15 protein-coding genes are annotated in these 19,888 nt (G+C 39.9%); 10 read left to right on the top strand and 5 right to left on the bottom strand.

Features of this window, described 5'->3' with window-relative positions; genetic code table 11:
- Window positions 1–16 precede the first annotated feature (16 nt).
- From ACVWYN_RS12545 to rodA, 3 genes are read left to right on the top strand one after another with little or no spacing between them, the layout of a single operon-like run.
- A complete protein-coding gene (locus ACVWYN_RS12545; protein WP_457289208.1) occupies window positions 17–454 on the top strand; it encodes a rod shape-determining protein MreD in 438 nt (145 codons plus the stop codon).
- Complete coding sequence (mrdA, locus tag ACVWYN_RS12550; RefSeq protein WP_457289209.1) at window positions 454–2,361, top strand: penicillin-binding protein 2; 1,908 nt, start codon at window positions 454–456, stop codon at window positions 2,359–2,361. The genes ACVWYN_RS12545 and mrdA overlap by 1 nt, the downstream gene beginning before the upstream one ends.
- Window positions 2,342–3,610, top strand: a complete 1,269-nt coding sequence (gene rodA, locus ACVWYN_RS12555; protein ID WP_457289210.1) for a rod shape-determining protein RodA — start codon at window positions 2,342–2,344, stop codon at window positions 3,608–3,610. Before mrdA ends, rodA begins: the two co-directional genes overlap by 20 nt.
- Here the strand turns inward: rodA and ACVWYN_RS12560 are convergent.
- Window positions 3,607–4,677, bottom strand: a complete 1,071-nt coding sequence (locus tag ACVWYN_RS12560) for a hypothetical protein (protein ID WP_457289211.1) — start codon at window positions 4,675–4,677, stop codon at window positions 3,607–3,609. The genes rodA and ACVWYN_RS12560 overlap by 4 nt on opposite strands.
- 98 nt (window positions 4,678–4,775) lie before the next feature.
- Here ACVWYN_RS12560 and ACVWYN_RS12565 point away from each other — a divergent pair, with 98 nt between their 5' ends.
- The 4 genes from ACVWYN_RS12565 (at window position 4,776) to ACVWYN_RS12580 (ending at window position 8,893) form a co-directional block, all read left to right on the top strand.
- Entirely contained in the window at window positions 4,776–5,348 is a 573-nt protein-coding gene (locus ACVWYN_RS12565) for a thymidine kinase (protein WP_457289212.1), read from the top strand.
- 85 nt (window positions 5,349–5,433) lie between these two features.
- Window positions 5,434–6,549, top strand: a complete 1,116-nt coding sequence (locus ACVWYN_RS12570; protein ID WP_457289213.1) for a Gfo/Idh/MocA family protein — start codon at window positions 5,434–5,436, stop codon at window positions 6,547–6,549.
- Between the two features lie 6 nt (window positions 6,550–6,555).
- Complete coding sequence (locus tag ACVWYN_RS12575; protein WP_457289214.1) at window positions 6,556–7,869, top strand: gluconate:H+ symporter; 1,314 nt, start codon at window positions 6,556–6,558, stop codon at window positions 7,867–7,869.
- 28 nt (window positions 7,870–7,897) lie between these two features.
- On the top strand, window positions 7,898–8,893 hold the full coding sequence (locus ACVWYN_RS12580; RefSeq protein ID WP_457289215.1) for an FAD:protein FMN transferase: 996 nt from the start codon (window positions 7,898–7,900) through the stop codon (window positions 8,891–8,893).
- Window positions 8,894–8,896: 3 nt separating this feature from the next.
- On the opposite strand, the gene ACVWYN_RS12585 is transcribed toward ACVWYN_RS12580, so the two are convergent.
- The 4 genes from ACVWYN_RS12585 to ACVWYN_RS12600 form a co-directional block, all read right to left on the bottom strand.
- Window positions 8,897–11,092: a PepSY domain-containing protein gene (locus ACVWYN_RS12585; RefSeq protein ID WP_457289216.1), complete on the bottom strand. Its 2,196-nt coding sequence runs from the start codon at window positions 11,090–11,092 to the stop codon at window positions 8,897–8,899.
- Between the two features lie 12 nt (window positions 11,093–11,104).
- A complete protein-coding gene (locus tag ACVWYN_RS12590; protein ID WP_457289217.1) occupies window positions 11,105–11,593 on the bottom strand; it encodes a DUF2271 domain-containing protein in 489 nt (162 codons plus the stop codon).
- 1 nt (window position 11,594) lies between these two features.
- A complete protein-coding gene (locus ACVWYN_RS12595) occupies window positions 11,595–13,094 on the bottom strand; it encodes an ankyrin repeat domain-containing protein (protein ID WP_457289218.1) in 1,500 nt (499 codons plus the stop codon).
- A gap of 387 nt (window positions 13,095–13,481) precedes the next feature.
- Window positions 13,482–14,474, bottom strand: coding sequence for a glycerophosphodiester phosphodiesterase family protein (locus ACVWYN_RS12600; RefSeq protein ID WP_457289219.1), 993 nt, complete (start codon window positions 14,472–14,474; stop codon window positions 13,482–13,484).
- 217 nt (window positions 14,475–14,691) lie between these two features.
- Between ACVWYN_RS12600 and ACVWYN_RS12605 the strand changes: the two genes are divergently transcribed.
- The 3 genes from ACVWYN_RS12605 to ACVWYN_RS12615 all read left to right on the top strand — a co-directional run bounded on the left by ACVWYN_RS12605 (window position 14,692) and on the right by ACVWYN_RS12615 (window position 19,475).
- Window positions 14,692–17,895: an outer membrane beta-barrel protein gene (locus ACVWYN_RS12605; RefSeq protein ID WP_457289220.1), complete on the top strand. Its 3,204-nt coding sequence runs from the start codon at window positions 14,692–14,694 to the stop codon at window positions 17,893–17,895.
- A 157-nt stretch (window positions 17,896–18,052) separates the two neighbouring features.
- Window positions 18,053–18,940, top strand: a complete 888-nt coding sequence (locus ACVWYN_RS12610; protein WP_457289221.1) for a diacylglycerol/lipid kinase family protein — start codon at window positions 18,053–18,055, stop codon at window positions 18,938–18,940.
- 1 nt (window position 18,941) lies between these two features.
- Window positions 18,942–19,475 (top strand): protein-tyrosine phosphatase family protein, encoded by a 534-nt coding sequence (locus tag ACVWYN_RS12615; RefSeq protein ID WP_457289222.1) that lies wholly within the window; start codon window positions 18,942–18,944, stop codon window positions 19,473–19,475.
- The last annotated feature ends 413 nt before the right edge of the window (window positions 19,476–19,888 follow it).

Below are 19,888 nucleotides of genomic sequence, written 5' to 3' on the forward strand. Positions count from 1 at the left end.
TCTTCTGTTGAGGAATATGAGCTTCTATAATTTAGCCAATCCTTTTATTTACGTACTGTTTCTTTTATTACTGCCGTTTAGCACTCCCAATCTCTTACTTTACCTTATTGCCTTTATTACCGGACTAACTATTGATGCTTTTTATGACACCTATGGCGTTCATACCGCAGCATGTGTAGTTTTGGTATTTGTAAGGATTCTTTTTATATCAGTTTCTGTCAATCGAGATAACTTTGACGAGCCAGAACCTACCTTGGGGAACATGGGCTTTAAATGGTTTCTGCTGTATGCATCTCTATGTATATTTTCACATCACATCATACTATTCCTTTTAGAAACATTCAGACTAACTGAAATTACTTATACCATTGTTAGAAGTTTATTGAGCAGCGTCTTTACCCTCTTCATTGTGTTGTTAATTGAATTTATCTTTTACAACAGGAAGGCGAGGTAATGGATAGTCTGTTTAACCGAAAGTATATTATACAAGGCCTCTTCCTTGTAGTTGCATTGATCTTGCTTGGAACACTGTTTTACATTCAGGTTTTTAGCGACAAGTATTTTATATCTGCAAAAAGTAATGTGCTAAAAAGGATTTACACGTACCCAGCACGCGGGGTTATTAGGGATAGAAACGACAATGTATTGGTTCAAAACGAATTGGTATATGACTTGATGGCTATCCCTAATGATGTTAAACCATTTGATACCGTTGCCCTTTGTAAGATTATAGAGGTTGATACTGCTAAGTTTGGCAAGAACATGAGAAAAGCCAGGCGACTCTCCCGATATCAGCCAGGGCCGATTGAAAAGCAACTTTCTATAGAGATTTACCAGAGTTTGTCTGAGCAGCTTGCGCAGTTTCCAGGCTTTTTTGTACAGAGCAGAACGATAAGACAATACCCGGATAGCATTGCCAGTCAGTTTTTAGGCTATATAAAGGAAGTAACACCGACCGATATAGAGAAATCTGAAGGGTATTACAGATCAGGAGATTATATTGGCAAATCTGGTGTAGAGCGTTCTTACGAAAAGGTATTGCGGGGCGAAAGAGGTGTGGTAAACATGCTGTATGATGCACATAACGTACCTAAAGGGAGTTATGCTGAAGGAAAATTTGATACTTCGGCTGTTTCAGGCGAGCAGCTGATCTCTTCACTGGACATCAGGCTACAGAAATTGGGCGAGCAACTAATGCACAATAAAATAGGCAGTATTGTAGCCATAGAACCTGCTACCGGAGAGATTTTAGCTTTTGTGAGTAGTCCGGGTTATAATCCAAATGACATGGTAGGCCGGCAATCTGGCAATAACTACATGAAGATTTTAGCGGAGCCATACCGTCCATTTAACATCAGGCCTATTCAGGGATACTATTCTCCTGGATCTGCTTTTAAACCGTTGGATGCATTAATTGGTTTACAGGAAGGCGTAATTGATCCAAACACTACTTTTAATTGTCCCGGTGGTTTCAGGGCAGGTAATCATTGGGTAAAATGTGAGCATATTGACGGTGATGTTGCACTTAGAAGGGGCCTGGCCAGATCCTGTAATACTTATGCCTGTTATGTATTTCAGAAATTGCTGACTCAGAAAAAGTATAAGAATCAGCAAGCGGCTTATGCTGATTGGCAGAAAAAGGTAAAGCTATGGGGCTTGGGTGATACTTTAGGTGTAGATCTTCCGGGTGAAAGAACAGGAAGGCTTTATGATGAATCTTATTATTCAAAGAAATACAGTAAATATTGGGGCTACACTACAGTGATATCATTGGCTATTGGACAAGGTGAAATGGATGCAACACCACTTCAAATGGCCAATATCATGTCTGTAATTGCAAACAGGGGTTATTACATTAAGCCGCACCTGGTAAAAGCAATAGGCAAGGATAGGGTAATCAGGAATGAATATGTAAAAAAGAATTACGTTGGAATTGATGCACGGCATTTTGAACCTGTGATTGATGGAATGCAGGATGCCGTAAATGCATCCTGGGGTACTGCTGTTGAATCAAGAATAGCGAACATCATCATGTGCGGAAAAACAGGTACTGTACAAAACCCGCGTGGCAAGAATCACTCTGTATTTATTGGATTTGCGCCAAGAGATAACCCGAAAATAGCCATTGCTGTTATTGTAGAAAATGCCGGCTATGGTAGTGCTTATGCCGCACCTATTGCCAGTTATATTACGGAAAAATATTTAAAAGACAGTATAGCTACCAATAAGCTGGCAAAAGTGGAACTGATGAAAAACGAGTCAGTTCTCCCTCCTCCAATTAAGCCAAAAATAAAGCTAAAACCTAAGCCAATTGATTCCATCAAATTACCCATATTAAAAAATGAACAATCAACAAAATAGCAGGTTCTTTTTTAACGTAGACTGGATTAGCATCTTGATTTTTATAGCGCTGTGCGGGGTAGGATTTGTTAACATCTACGCTTCTGTTTTCAATACATCAGAATCTGCCGCCTTTAATTTTGGCAGTAGCTATGGCAAGCAACTCCTGTATATTATTGCCGCTTTGGTAATTGGCTTTTCTATCCTGTTGCTTGATGCAAAGTTCTTCAGTGTGTTCTCCCCTATTATTTATGGCATTACCGCTTTACTGCTGGTTGTGGTACTTATTGTAGGTAAAAGTGTCGCCGGAAATCAAGCCTGGATTTCCATTGGCGGTGGATTTAAACTTCAGCCATCAGAATTCGCCAAATTTGGCACATCGCTTTTGCTGGCGAGGTACGTCAGTACTTTCAATCCTAAATTCAGAGATTTTAAATCAATTCTTTTTGCTGGGCTGATCATTGGTTTTCCACTCTTACTCATACAGCTGCAACCAGACACTGGCTCAGCGCTTGTATTTCTTGCCTTTATGTTTCCAATGTATAGAGAGGGATTATCTGGCTACTTTCTGCTCATCTTTCTAGGAATGATCGTGCTCTTTATTGCCGATTTTTTGGTTCCGATACAAATACTCATTCCGGTAATTCTGGCAATCGGCTCATTGTTTGTCTACCAAAACAGGAGAAAACAAAAGATCATGTTCTCTGCTATTCTGGTTACGATCATTGCGATCGCTTATTTATTCCTTGTTAAACTCACTTACGAAAAGATACTTAAGCCACATCAGCGAAACCGTATAGAATTAATTCTGGGTTTAAAGATAGACCCACAGGGGCAAGGATATAATGTGATCCAGTCTAAGATAGCAATCGGTTCTGGCCAGATTACAGGTAGGGGGTTTTTACAAGGTACGCAGACAAAATATGGATATGTACCGGCTCAAAGTACTGATTTTATATTTTCAACGATTGGAGAGGAATGGGGATTTATTGGCTGTTTTGTAGTGATTGGCCTCTATGTTTTTCTCTTGATCCGGTTGATAAATCTCGCTGAGCGACAGCGATCCACTTTTTCCCGTGTATACGGTTATTGTGTGGCCTGTATTTTATTCTTCCACGTATTTATCAATATAGGAATGGCAATTGGAATAGTGCCGGTAATTGGCATACCCCTACCGTTTATCAGTTACGGGGGCTCCTCTTTGTGGAGCTTTACCGTGTTGCTGTTTATCTTTCTGAAGCTTGATTCAAACCGGATGGGCTTTATTTAATCGCCCGGGAAACGTTGTTTTAGAAGATCATAAAACTTTTCTACGGTTACCTGTTTCGCATCCCAATTGTTTTTAACCGCATAATTATTTTTAAGGAAGGCATCTGCCGCTTTAAAATCAGGAAGTTTGTTCAGGATGTCAATTGCTTCTGAATAAGCCAGGTTGTAGCCATTGAATAGATCTTTTATATAAAGCAGCTTCTCATTTAAGTTTACAGCTTTTTTAAGATCGGTGATCACCGGACTACTATTGTCTTCATTAATATTTGCAGTCTTATGACCTGCCAGCAGTTCGTTTATTGTTGGTTTAGGCGTAGCAGGCGACACCAGGAATGGCTCTGGTCCTACTTCATCTTCTATAATGCCTTTAGGCACTGCAGTTGGGCTAACTATTTCTTCAGCAGTGTTGATATCGATATCGTCAAGCTTATCAGCTTCCTGCTCATTATCCTTAAAGTAATCAACCACCCCTTCATGGTGGTTATCCGCTAAAACTTCTTCCAGTTCAACGGGCGCTTTGAATTTATTAGCTTCTATAATAAATTCAAAGGTAGCAGGCGTATCATCAAATTTAAAGATGTCGTCGTTTACTGATGAAGGTCTAACCCTTTCCATATTGGCTTCTTTCGCCTCTTCATTAGCTTGTTCCGTAATTTCAGGAACTTCTTCCACTACCGCAGGAGTTTCTTCAGCCAGGCTATGAGTTTCTTCTGAAAAGGCTATTTGAAATGGCTTAACAGCTTCAACATGTATTGGAACTGGTTCAACAGGTGTCGGGAATACTTCAACAGGAGTTGGTACTGTTGCTGAAGGCATTGCAAAAACTTCTTCTACAGGTTTTGCAGCTATTTTCTGCTCCACAGGCGGGGGAAGTTCCTTTAATGGTTGATTACTATTCAGCTTTTTTACAATTTGAACATGATCCGACAGAAAGTTAGCATTTGCCAGAAACAACTCTAACTCCAATTCACTCAGCTGATCAGGGTTTTCCGACAAAAATTCGTACTGATCCTGTAGTTCATTTAATATATACCCTATTTTTTTGAAGATGTTACTTTGGTTAACCATAGCTTTATAACGAAAAAATTGATCTTTTATGTTGGTAACTTGCCTCTCAAAAATAACACAAAATTTCGATATTAGCAGCCTATAACCAGGCAACAAACATGTTATTCAGTGAACAAATTTATAGGCGAGGAGAGTTTTGCGGTAGCATAGAAGTAATTTGCGGCTCTATGTTTTCTGGTAAAACGGAAGAACTCTTAAGAAGAATAAAGCGCGCTGAAATAGCAAAGTTGAAAGTAGAGATCTTTAAGCCAAAAACAGATACCAGGTATGACGAGAAGGCTGTAGTGTCTCACGACTTTAACTCCATTCAGTCCATGCCTGTAGAAACGTCGTCTGAGATCTTATTGTTAAAGGCAGACACCCAGGTAGTTGGTATTGATGAGGCTCAATTTTTTGACGAAGATCTGCCCGATGTATGTAACAAGTTGGCGCAGAAAGGGATTCGTGTTATTGTTGCCGGTCTGGATATGGATTTTTCAGGAAAGCCATTCGGCCCGGTACCCGCATTAATGGCTATAGCAGAACTAGTTACAAAAGTGAATGCTGTTTGTGTTAAATGTGGATCTCCTGCAACTTATTCTTTCCGGAAAGTAGCCAGTGAAGCTAAGATATTATTGGGCGAAAAAGACAGTTATGAACCCCGGTGCAGAAGATGTTTTTCTTTAGGCTAGTGGGCAGAACATATTTATGCAGCAGCTTGTTTTGTCGCTGTTAATCACTAAATTGCTTTTGCAAAAATATATAACTATACAAAAAATGACTAAAACCTTCAACTTTAAAAATATTGCTGCTGTATTTATCTTTATGTTCCTTAGCCATGGAATTTATGAAAATGCAACAGCCCAAACTAAATTAAATGTTGCACTGGCAGGTTTGAGTCACGATCATGTTAACCTAATTATGAATAGCTACGTGAAAGGCGAAGTGAACATCATTGGGATTGCAGAAGACAACAAAGACCTGATCAAACGTTTTAAAGATCGGGCAAAGCTGCCTGACTCTATATTCTTCAATAATTTAACTGACTTACTAAAAGTTAAAAAACCTGATGTAGTACTGGCATTTAATGCCATTGAAGACCACCTGGCTGTTGTTGAAGTAGCTGCCCCACTTGGGATATCGGTAATGGTTGAAAAACCTTTAGCCGTATCTGTAAAACATGCATTAAGAATGGCAGCATTGGCAAAACAATACAAAATCAAATTGCTTACCAACTATGAAACCACCTGGTACGATAGCAACCAGGAAGCCTATACCCGGGTTAAGCAGGACAAGGCAATTGGCGAATTAAGAAAAATGATTTTTCATGACGGCCACCAAGGACCAAAGGAGATTGGGGTAAGTAAAGAATTTTTGAGCTGGCTAACTGATCCTGTAAAAAATGGTGGGGGTGCAATTGTTGATTTTGGTTGCTATGGAGCAAACCTCATGACATGGTTAATGGATGGTGCAACACCAATTTCTGTTACTGCTATTACAAAAAGAATTAAGCCAAAAGTTTATCCAAAGGTAGATGATGATGCTACTATTTTAGTAGAGTATGCAAATGCCACTGGAATAATTGAAGCCTCCTGGAATTGGCCTTTTAACATAAAGGACATGGAACTATTTGGCCAAACGGGGTATATACAAGCGGTAAACTCAAACACACTTCGGATTAAGTCAACCAACAGTGCTGACTATAGTTTAATAAAAGCGAAGCCCTTAGCAAAATCTTACAGCAGTCACCTTGACTATCTGGCCGCAGTTTTAAGAAATGAAATTAAGCCGGAAAATGATTTATCGTCACTTGAAAACAACTTGATTGTGGTTAAAATACTGGAGGCCGCCAGACTATCTGCTAAAGAAGGAAAGAAAATTATGATAAAATAGTGTGTAATGACCATACTAATTATTGTAACCTGCATCATTCTATTGGTATTACTTATAAGTTGGGCGCGGTTTAATCCTTTTATTGCATTCCTAATTGTTTCCTTAACCTGTGGCTTGCTGCTTGGCATTCCAATAAAAGAAGTTACCGCTTCTGTACAGAAAGGCATGGGCGATATCATGGGGTCGTTGGTATCTATCATCGTTTTTGGTGCCATGTTAGGTAAGTTGGTGGCAGAAAGCGGTGCGGCCCAAAAGATTGCTGCGGTAATGATGAACCTCTTTGGCACAAAATACATCGTATGGGGAATGGTATTTACAGGGTTTATTGTGGGCATACCTCTATTCTATAATGTTGGTTTTGTATTGATGGTGCCCTTGATATTCTCTGTGGTTTACAAATATAAATTACCAGCAGTTTATATCGGATTACCCATGCTGGCGGCACTATCTGTTACCCATGGATTTCTTCCACCCCACCCGTCTCCATCTGCATTGGTCTTGCAATTTCATGCTAATATGGGCCTCACCTTATTTTATGGGATAGCTTTAGCGATACCTGCAATTGTATTGGCAGGCCCAATATATGCCAGAACATTAAAAAATATGGTATCCGTTCCTTTAAAAGCATTTCAATCAGAAGACCTACCGGACAACCAATTACCCGGGGCGACCAATAGTTTTCTTTCTGCATTATTACCGGTTATACTTCTTGGCGGAGCAACACTATACGGACTAGCAAAGCCCAATCAAAATTTAAAAGATATAATTGGCTTTCTCTCTGAGCCTACCATTGTAATGCTGATCACACTTCTGGTTACTACGTATACTTTGGGGGTTAATATGGGTAAAAGCGTCAAAGACATCATGGTTATTTACGGTGTAGCAGTCAAAGATATCGCTATGATCCTATTAATTATTGCAGGATCTGGGGGTTTAAAACAAGTCCTTATTGATAGTGGGGTAAGCAATCAAATTGCAGCATCGTTGAACACATTAAACGTAGATCCTTTATTTTTGGGCTGGTTAATTGCCGCACTCATTAGAGTGAGCGTAGGCTCGGCCACAGTTGCCGGCCTTACAGCAGCAGGAATTATGGCGCCAGTACTTCTGCAATCGCATAGCAACCCAAGCCTAATGGTGCTATCAATTGGAGCAGGTAGTCTGATGTTCTCCCATGTAAATGACCCCGGCTTTTGGATGTTTAAAGAATATTTCAACTTAACCATTAAACAAACCATCTTATCCTGGTCTGTAATGGAAACCCTGGTCGCAGTAATTGGCCTGATTGGTGTCCTTCTACTGAATTTGATCGTATCTTAGCCAGCTATTATATTATCATTTACCCCCAATGAAAGGATTTTTTTGTCTGATACTTATCTTGTCGGCTTTGCATGTAAATGCACAGGTATTGCGCAAGCGTACTACCTTGCTTATGGGCGGCAGGTTTGACATTACCATTGTGGCAAAAGATAGCCTTTTGGCAGAAAGCAACATAGATTCTGTAATTAAAGAAATCAGCAGGATAGAAAACCTTATCTCCGACTGGAAAGCCAATTCACAGGTATCTAACGTGAATAGAAATGCGGGCATCGCCCCGTTTAAGGTTGATAAAGAGCTTTTTACATTAACAAAGCGGGCACTTCAATTGTCTAAGATTACAAATGGAGCATTTGACATCAGCTTTGCGGCAATGGATAAGATTTGGAAGTTTGATGGGTCTATGACGGCAATGCCAACCGAGGAAGCTGTTAAAAGATCTGTTGAAAAAGTGGGTTACAAAAACATCATTCTGGACAGTGCTGCCTCCACTATTTTCTTAAAATTGAAAGGAATGAAGCTTGGCTTTGGTGCGCTGGGCGAGGGCTATGCAGCAGACAAGTGCCGGGAAATGATGTTGGCAAAGGGGATTAATGCTGGTATCGTGAATGCATCGGGAGATATGAGTACATGGGGTAAACAACCAAATGGAAAATACTGGACCATTGGAATAACAAATCCACTTAAAGAAGATCAAATTTTTGCAGTTATCCCCTTAACTAAAAGCGCAGTGGTTACCTCAGGTAGTTATAGAAAATTTGTAACCTTTAATGGAAAGCGCTATTCGCACATTATCAATCCCATCACGGGATACCCAGCTACAGGATTATGCAGCGTTACGGTTATTGGCCCCAGTGCCGAAGTAGCCAATGGGCTTAGCACATCAACAATGGTACTGGGAAAAACAGACGGAATAAACCTGTTAAAAAAATACCCTAACTATAGCTATATTATGATTACTGACCAAGGTGTAATCTCTTCAAGTGAGGATATTAATTTGAAGAAACACCGTATTAAACGTATGTAAGGTTTAATAACAATCCAGCAGTACCTGCCCGTGGGACTGGTAAAAGGATAAATTCTCCCCACCTTCTTTATCGCAGATCTCTTCCAGTAGTATAGAAACATCCTTTTGCATAGATAGTGAGCCACATATCATGATCACTCCTCCCTCTTTTAGCGTATTAAAAATTAGATCTGCATCTCTTTTTATCAGGTCGCTCACATATTGCTTTTCGCCTTCTCTTGAATAGGCTATGTTTAATGTACTTACTTTATCTGTGCGGAGACTGTCATTCAACAATTGTTCAAATGGCAAATAAGACGCGGCTTCTCTAAATCCACAATATAAATGACAAGAAGTGTGGTTAATATTTTGATCAATCATTCCAAGAAAAGGCGCAATACCTGTTCCGTTAGAAATCATAATTACCTTAGCTGCCTTTTGAGGGAAATAAAAGTGCGGGTTGGCTACCACTTTTGCCTTTAGTAACCCATTTGGCTGAAGTTGATGAAGATAAGTTGACCCAAGCCCCTCAGGATGAAGTCTAACACTCAATTGAATTGCACCGTTAACTACACCAATAGAATAAAGCCTTTCCCTGTGATCATTTTCAGGATAAATTGCCAAAAGATCTCCAGATCTAATCGACTGCTTACCTAATGATTTTAGGGTAAGCTGAAAAGTACCATCTGGCCTACCGGAGTCAGTCTTCTGCAAAACAGTAAATTTCTTTAGTCCCTTTGGCTTTTTAATGGCTAAAACTGATAATGGATTGATCTGCACATGACTTTGCTGAGACCAGGCTTCTGTCCACAGCTTAAAATCAGCCGGCGAGCGATCATTCACTGTATGAATATCCACCAAAGGGGTAGTCCATTTCTGCTGTGACAGGTAATTGTTAACATCAAATGCAAATCTGCAAAAATCAGGATAGGCATGAGAACCAAAACCTATAACTGAGTAATTGATCTCTTTCACTTGTGGCTTTTGTTGCAGGAGCGATAAAAATTTCATTCCATTTGCAGGAGGATCGCCCAAACCATAGGTGGAAGTAAAAACCAACAAGTGTTCTGCCTTTGGAAAAAGGGTATAGTTATTTAAGCTCGTTACGTACGATTTACGACCCTGCTTTAAGAGTTGCTGATGTACAGCAGTTACGTACGCATGAGTACTCCCGTTCTCAGATCCAACTAAAAGAATAAACTCACAGTCGGCCGATTTGTATTTATTCTTTACACGATTAGATAGGCGCTTAACGGTAATGTTAAAGCCAGAATAAATGAAGAATAGAATACTACAAGATGAAATACCCAATAAAATAGACAAAAGGATGCTATTCCTTCCGGTGTGAAGATCAAAACTAAGATTGGCAAGCAAATGCGCCATAGGGTAGCGGTTCTCCGCTAACACATCACCCGTAACCTGGTTCAATGCGAATTGCCGGCCCTTAAGTTTGATGATGTAATAGTCTTCTACATCTTCAGAAAATGGGAACTCAATAGACTCCACTTCAGTCAGCTTTATCGCTTTCAACACTTTAAAATCTCGAACATCCTTTTTAGGAATCTCTTTGATCTTATCAAAATCCACATGGAGCTCCTTCTTTTCTGGCTTTATAACTTCCAGTGTACGCAACGATAGATAAGTACCGGTAATGGCTACCAGGAAAATTGGCAGCAACAAAATACGCCCTAAAACAACATGGTAATATTGTGCAGCACTATCTTTGGCTATCCTGGAGAAGAATCTCCTAAACCCGCGCTGCCGCTTGATAGTCAGCGCAATTCCGGAAACCGCAATTAAGATCAGTAATAAAGCGGTTATGCCAACAAACCACCTACCCAATCCATGAAGAAAAAGAGACCTATGTAATGCCGTTACCCATCGAAAGAGATCATTCTGATCCTTAGCATTGCCTAATATGCCACCTGTTATTGGGTCTACGTAAGCATCCAATTTTTTCCCCGTAGAATCATTCCCTCTAATCCTTACAAATTTGTTTCTTTCGATGGAAAGCTCCGTTAGATCCGGATATTTTTTATGAAGAAGCGGCAAAGACTCAGCAAGCGTCAGCTCATTAAGGTTTGCTCCGGCATAAGGCTTTATAAGTGCGACAACCGGTTCAAAAGAAAGAACAATCCCTGAAACAGATGCCAGCAATAGAAAAAGAAAAGAAGATATGGCCAGGGTAAGGTGGCTATATCTCCATATCGATTTGATCATTACAAGAATCGACTAGTTAGCACTAAAACGGACATACCTGATAAATCCTGTTCCTTCATTCTTAGTGGCAAGCGCATCCGTAGTGAGGGGGATTTCTAAATCTTTAACATAATACTCTTTATCCTCAACAGCCGTTTCAAAACGAAGTTTGTAACCCGTATTTATCTTAGACTTATCAATCTCAATTACAGAAACACTTCTATCTCCACCCGTTAATGAAGCTCCTGTAACCGCACTTATGTTGGCCGGCTTCTTAGCATTCAACTTATTCCATTCCTTCAATGTCTTGTACCACTTCTTATTCGAACCCAATATGTATAGCGTTTTCTCATATTGTCCCTTACTATCAATCAGTGATATCACAATATAAGCTCCTTCGCCCATATAATTGGTCATCTGAATCATGCATTTATATTTTGAAGCTCTTTGCGCTACAACAGCATCTTGTTTAACTACTTGCAATACTAGAACAAGAAGTGCGATCTTTATTAATTTGTACATATTATTTTAAAAAGGTGGTGTTTACATTGGATTTAGTGAAAGACTCATTTTCACTCGCTAAATCATAAGCGGTCTCCTCAAAATTAGTCTTTACGTCTTTTTTGGCACCCATAGACAAAAGGTATTTTAATATCGCATCGTCTTTAGAAACCATTGCTGCTTTGTGTAAAGCTGTAAATCCTTCCGCGTCTTTTGCGTTAATATCAATATTTAAGATCTCCAGTCTTTTTAATAGCATCATATTTCCTTTAACTACGGCCAAATGATATAAGGTACTACCGTCTTTTTGTGGGACTTTTAAATCAAGGCCTTTTTCTTGCAGTAACGTTAGCTTTGTATCAAACTCTTCCGCAGCCGAAGGACCGTTGCCTCCCGGCCTTTCCTGAGCAGGAAAAGACTGACCAAGGTAAAAACTTAAGCTGTTTCCATTCTTATCCGTAGCCTTTACATCTGCTCCTTTTGATAGCAGATAACGAACAACCTCAGAAGAATTGCTGTTTACCGCCATTGCTAAAGCTGTTATACCCTTTTCATTGGCCTGATTAATGTTCTTTACTTTAGGCAAGAGCAAACCCAATACTGAAGTATCCCGGTTAGCCATAGCCGCATACATAAATACGGTATTGCCATCCACATCTGCCTGATTTACATCCACCCCCTCAGATAAAAAATGCTGTATAACTTCATCTTGTTTAGGCCTGCGAACCAAAGCGTGTAACACGTTTTTCTTTTCTTTATTAATTTGAGCAGGTTGTATTTTAAGGCTTTCCAAGTACTGGAATACTTCTATCGAATTGCCACCTTTCCGAGATCCTTCACCTGCCATAATAATTGCATTTTGATCTACAATAACGCCTTTCTTTAGCAATGCTTTTAATGCCTCCACATTTCCTGAACGGGCAGCGTAACCAAATGCATTATACCCATCCTCATCTTTACTATTCAAATCCAAACCTTTGGAAACAAAGTAATCGGTTAGTTTTAGCTCCTTATCTGAAGCAACAGCCAGCAATAGCGCATTTGCACCGTTACCGCTCAAATCCGTTTTAATATTAACCCCATTAGCAAGAAAAAGATCGTACAGGCGGGTATCTTGCTGACCAGCATTGGCAGCAAAGCCCATCGGACTAAACCCATGGCTATCCTTTAATGCAACCTTGGCTCCTTTTTTTATTAAATATGCAACAAAAGCTGTATTACCCTTGCTGGCGGCCCAGTGCAAGTAAGTTCTACCGTCGTGCGTTAATTTATTCACATCATTTCCCGGTTGGGTAATAAGGTATATAATGGCATCGAAAGGTGCCTCCCCATTAATTGCCAACACCACTGGATCAAAGCTTGAGCCATTCAATTGTGAAGGATTTGCTCCTTTTACTACTTCAGCTTTTATAGCCTCTGTATCGGGTTTAGTTTGCCAGAAAGTTTGATCCAACAAGATATTCTTTTGCGAAAATGCAGATACCGAGCAACACAATATGACAGCTAAAAGTAGTTTTTTCATAATGTAGGATTATTCTATTTTGTAGTATTAAACAAACAGATGCAAATTGAAGTGGTAAAATTAACAATAATTAGTCTAAATAGCGTAGAGAAATTTCAGAAACTAAACATTCACATTATTGTTATAAACAATATGAATAGATATAGGGCACGTCTAACCCAGTGGCCGATACAATTTCCCTATCTCACTTTACCTAGAAAAAACACTTTTTAAAACATTTAAAGCTTCGTTGGAGAAAAATCTTGACGATGGCAAACGCTTAACAATATGGGCACTCAATTGATTCCAATATGCTGTACGACATACAGACTTACGTGATACGTACAAAGATTAAAGAAATTTGGATTCAGGTTTTCTTGTTGAATGAAAAAATGGAAGAATTAATGTTTACTTGGTCTGAAAACTACCATACATTTTCACTAATTTATCAGGATAATTAGTGATAAGACCATCTACTCCCAATTTTCCTAGTGCATCCATGTCTTTTTCCTCATCTACCGTCCATGGCATAATCAGCATTTTAAGCTTGTGTACTTTAGCTACCATGCCTGAATCAACTGACATATAATTAGGGCTATAAATATCAGGCACGAAACCTAATTTCTGCAAGTCGCCATCTAACCCACCTTTCCCATTGAAAAGCGGCGACTGTTTTAGTTTCTTTTCATCTTCTGCCGTTAGCCCCTGTGTCTTTAATTTAGTTAGCACTTCCTCCTTACCAAAAGCCAACAAGGAAAGCTTAATTTTAGGTTCAATTTTGTGCAGAATTTGAAGCGTTCGAACATCGAATGACTGAATAATTATACGACTCTTAATAGACTTACTGTTTATTACTTTCATCAGCATTTTCACAAATACATCTGGAGCCGGGTTGTAAATTCCATCACCAGCAGGGGATATTTTTGTTTCAATATTATAGTAAACAGGATTGAGTTTATTTGCCTTTACGTATGCTTCAACGCTGTCAATTAAATCGCTAAGCAGGGGCTTGTGTATTTTCATCTTTACCTGATCAGGGAAACGCGGATGTGGTTTACTGCCTGCATCAAAACGACTAATACTATCATAAGTCATTTTATACAAAACTAAACCACGCTCTTCCTCTTTGGTAACATCTGTATGATCAGGCTTACGCATAAAATCTGAAGACATATAGGCATCATGGGACACAACCACTTTTCCATCACCAGAAATAACTACGTCCAACTCTAGCGTTTTTACCCCTAGCTTGACGCCATTAAGCATGGAAGCAATCGTATTTTCTGGCATAAGCGCCATGCCACCGCGGTGACCTTGTATATCTATTTTTTGTTGCCCGTAAGCAACATTTAGTAATAGTAGTCCTCCGTTAACGAGTGTCAGTATAAGTTTCTTTTTCACAGCACAAAGTACACAATCCTGCTTGTTCTAAAAGTTAAAGCAATATTAAATTTAATTCTCAGATCTAATTATTTCGCGGCAAACGCCTCCTGCCACCGTCATATTGCCTTAACATTTGGCGCTAATTAAACATTTTAAACAATAGTTTCTTAACGAACAAATAGATTTCAGTTAATACCAAAACGACACCTTCGTAAAATAAAATTAAACTTATACTATGCTTAAAAATCTACTATTCGCATTTATGTTATTATGCCTTTGTGTAAAAAATCCTGTGCGCGCACAGACTACACAAGCATCAATTGTTGGAGTCGTTTCCGATGGAACAAAGAAACCTATTCCCGGAGCCTCCGTTGTGGTAAGAAACAACTCTACTGGTTTCACTACCAGAACATCAACAGATTCCAAAGGGACATTTTTGTTTAAAGAACTTCCATTAGGTGGCCCCTATTCAATAAAGGTGGCATTTGTGGGATATGGTGATCAGACCAGAAATGGCTATACGCTAAATTTTGGCGACGTGTTGAAAGTTACTGTTGATATGCAGGAAGCATCTCAAAATCTCGAAGCAGTTGAAGTCAATGCATCAGGCTTAAAAAACAAAGTTAAAAATTTTGGAGCCTCTACAGAGATCAGCGCCAAGACCATGAACCAGTTGCCTGTAAACGGCCGGAACTTTACCAATCTAATGGATCTTTCTCCATTGAGCCGTGGCAGTGGCATCTCAGGTCAGTTAGCTTCCTCAACAAATTATACCATTGACGGAATGAATGCTAAAAACCCCACATCATCAGGAAGTACAACAAGTCGCAGTGGTGCCCCCTACTCCATCTCAATTGAGGCTGTTCGGGAATTCAAAGTTGTAACCAACCAATACGATGTGACATTTGGAAGATCTGGTGGCGGTTCAGTCACAGCAGTAACCAAATCTGGAACAAATACAGTTAGTGGTAGCGCTTTCATGTATGGCAGAGCCAACTGGTTGGCCAGTCCTTATGACATTAGAGGAATTAAGCGCAATAACGATTTCTCAACCTATCAGTATGGGTTTACGTTAGGCGGCCCGATCATTAAAGATAAGCTCCATTACTTCGTTGGAATCGATCATCAGAAAGACTCACGCCCGCTCATCATTGCCGATATTAATGGTGCAGCTGATGAAGCCAGGTTTAGAATTACCAATGACACCTTAGCGAAATTCCTGAACATCGCTAGAGCAAAATATGGTGTAGCCAATACGCCGCAATATGGCAGCTTTAATAAAAAACGCGGCAGTGATGCAGCCTTCGCACGTATCGACTGGCAGATTAACAACATGCACTTGTTGACCATTCGTGATAACTATACGAATGATAGAAATCCGCTTGGTTTAGCGGACAACACTGCCATAAACTTTTATGAAAGTTACGGTAATGATAAAAACGTTGACAATAGCTTGCTTGCAAGTTTGCGTTCTACAATTAACAGTAAAGTTACCAATGAGCTAAAAGTTCAACATTTGTATACCTTCCAGGCAAGTACGCAAAATGACCAACTTGGTTTTTCAATTCCAAGAGCTATTGTTGGTAACGTTCAATCTATCTTGTCAGATGGTTCATCGGCAGCAACTGCGATACAAATTGGTGGTCACCGCTTTGCACAGGAAGGTTTTACCAACAATGTGTTCCAATTGGTTGACAACTTATATTACAATACAGATAAAATCAGGTATACATTTGGCTTGGATGTAATGTATACACATGCCAAATCATTATACGGCAGTGAGGTAAACGGAAGATTTGAATATACAAACTCTGCAGCTGGATCATCGTTAGCCAATTTCAACAACCTTATTGCCAATAGGTTCTATCGTGAAGTACCGTTGGTAGACGATTTGACAGTTAACGCTGGGATCTGGAATACAGCAGTATATGGTCAGATGCAAACCAAGCTAGGTAGGGGTTTAGATTTTGTAGGAGGTCTTCGTTTGGACTACAGTGCATATCCAAAGTCACCACTTAATCAAAAACTAGTAGATGAGCTGGGAGTAAGAACGGATCATAGTTTGAAACAATTGCTGATCCAGCCAAGAATTCAGTTCGACTGGGATATTAATGAGAACAGAACTGATTTTGTCCGTTTCGGAGCAGGCATATTTGGATCTGATGTTAATAATTATGTCACGATTAACAACTTAACTTTCGATGGTAAGCACTTGGCTACGGTAGACGTTTTCGGCGCTACTGTTCCTACACCTAACTTTCCTGGTTACCGAAATGGTACAGTGGCAACTCCTACATTAGCTGCTTCGCAATTACCAACAATCAACACCTATGCAGAAGATGCAAAGATTCCGGTAGTATATAAAGCAAATTTATCCTATAGTAAATTCCTGACAGACAGGCTTAAAGTGGGGATAACTGGTTACGTATCATTAGGTCGTAATAACTACATGTACGTAGACAGGAATATGGCGGCAAATCCATTTTTCACCTTACCAAACGAAGACAATCGTGGCGTTTTTGTACCTGTGATCCCAGCCAATGGTTCTGCAGATTGGAAGACAGGTCGCATCAGCAATAGCTTTGGAAGGGTTCTTGAGCTAAACAGCAAAGGTAGAGTGAACCAGTTTGCGGTAGTGTTGGATGCAACGTGGAACTATTTTAAAGACGGGCAGATTTTTGCAAGTTACACCTTGAATGATGCGAAGGACAATACTTCTTTCAACGGTAACGTAGCCAACTCTGCTACCTTGTCGCTGCCAGTAAGAGATGATCCGAGAGACCTTAGCCATATGACCTATTCTGATAACCAATTCAGAAATAAAGTGGTAATCTATGGTACACTTCCTACGTACTACGGTGTTACCATCGGCGTACGTTACTCAGGAATTGGAGGAACCCGTTATAGTTTAATTTCAGGAACCAATAACAATGGTGATTTTGTAGCAACCAATGACCTGGCATATATCTTTGATAAAAATAATGCTAGTGTCCCTCAAAATGTGCGTACAGGATTGCAAACTATTCTTGATAATCCTGCTGCAAGCCAAAGTTTGAAAGATTACATCACTAAATATTCTGGTCAGATTGCACAGCGTAATGGTGGTATAAACAATTTTTTTGGAATCGTTGATATCAGGGTAGCTAAGAAGTTCAAACTGTATAAATCTCACACGTTAGAGTTTTCCGGAGATATCTTCAACTTCGCAAACTTACTAAACAAAAAATGGGGAGTGAATGAAAGTTTAGGAACTCAGGCATTATATGCCTTGAATGGTAAAGCAGCGGTAAAGGCAACCTCTACAACTCCTGCAATTCCAGCAGTTGACAACTATGATACAGTTGCAAAAAGTTTCAATTATCGCGTTAACAATGCCGGTATAGTTGTTCCTTCCGGAAATCCTTATCAATTTCAATTTGGATTGAGATACGGATTTTAAATACTAAAAAATGATGATGAAAGTCGCCGCAATTAATTTTGAGGCGACTTTCTCTTTAGCGGATTATTTAACAAAAGCTTAACCCTCTAGCATAAACCTATCACACTTAAACTTGTTGATACACCCGGACACTCCTAAGCAACACTTGTTAATCATCATGAAGTTTAAACACATTTGTTTTATTGTTAACCCGGCATCGGGCAAACCGACACCTATACTTTCACTAATCAACCAGGCACTTGAGGGCACAGGTATTGACTGGGATATTTACGTTACCAAAAAGAACAGGGGGGCTGGTGAAATTGCTACTGAACTCCTCGGAACGACGGACTTGATAGCCGTATATGGCGGAGATGGATGTGTTACTGAAGTTGCAACCGCACTCCATGGCAGCAAGACACCTCTTGCAATTATTCCCGGGGGTACGGCTAACATAATGGCCAGAGAGTTGGGAATTCCACTAGAAACCGAAAATGCAATAGCACTTCTTATAGCTGATGACCAAGAAGTGCATTCCATTGACATGGGTCTGTTTAATGGTCAGCCCTTTTTACTGAGGGTGAATATCGGCATTATGGCAGACATGGTGCTGCACGCCGATCGCAACCTAAAGAACAGTGTTGGCCAGCTTGCTTATGGAATTACCGCAATCAAAACTATTGCCCTGGCTGAACCAGTGGAGTATCACTTGGAGATAGATGGAGTAGTGTATGAGGAAACCGGGGTTTCATTAACCGTGACCAATTCAGGTCATGTAGGCATTGGTGATTTTTCATTGCAACCTGGAATAAGCATTACCGATGGTCTGTTGGACGTTATCCTGATGAAAGATGCCAGCTTGCTGTCTGTACTTAAAGTAGCCGGAAGCACATTGCTGCAAAATGAAACCGAAGCGCTGATTCATTGGCAATGCAAGCAGATAGTGATCCGCATGGATCAGGCGCACAGTCTGATTTGTGATGACCATGAAGAGACCGCAGACCAGATCACCATTACCATCGTTCCCGCTTCAATTCTTATCCTGGCAACCAAATCAGTCTATTAATATGTTAGCGCAAATTAAAAGTATACTCACACTAATCGCAATATTTTTTCACAAAGTATACGATAATCTTTACCGGGTGCTAATGGGAATGCCTACCCTAAAACGCTGTCAGATCACGGCCAACCTTTTTCTTGGCAGCCAGTACAACTTGGTCGGCTTGCGCAAAATGAAATCTTTGGGCATCACGGCCATAATTAATATGCGGGAGCACTCGGTCTACAGCGAAGCCCAGTACGCCGGTTTCAATTACCTGCATTTGCCTACAGTAGATAACACTCCCCCTGACATTAAGGTATTGATGCGGGGTGCAGATTTTGCAGACCAAGAAATAAAAAAAGGCGGCAAGGTCTATATCCATTGTAGACAGGGTCTTGGGCGCGGCCCAACCATGACTATTGCATACCTACTCAAAACAGGCCTTACCTATGAGGATGCTTTTATGCTGGTTAAAAAAGTACGTACCTTTATCAATCCGCGTCCCTTGCAGATTCAAAGGCTAAAAGAGCTGGAAGAATTGTACAAGAATCAAAATTAATGATGATACGGGCTTGTCTGTAGACTCAAAGCCATTCGTGGCAGCTCATCAGTTTGACGAGCCTTTACACTAAAACCATACAAAGACCATACTTGTACCATATTTGTACACAAAACAAGTACTTTTAGTGTAGAAGTATAGTCTTTGTATCGAAGAAGTATCGAAGCAGTTCCTAACCTGTCTAGTGTTTGTCACGTCTAGAGTTGTTTAACTGCGTTTAGTTATCTCTTTATAATGGGAGTTTTAATGGCGACATTTTCAAGGCACTGTTAATCTTTGCTTTGTACCTTTTTTATGTCAAATGAGGTACCAAAAACGGTCAAATGATGTACCAACTTATGTCATATGACCTTTTTCAGTACACTGCATTTGGGTAAATTTGTAGTACACAACGCGAAGTTAGCAAGCAGTGA

The organism is Pedobacter sp. UYP24 (assembly GCF_054057295.1).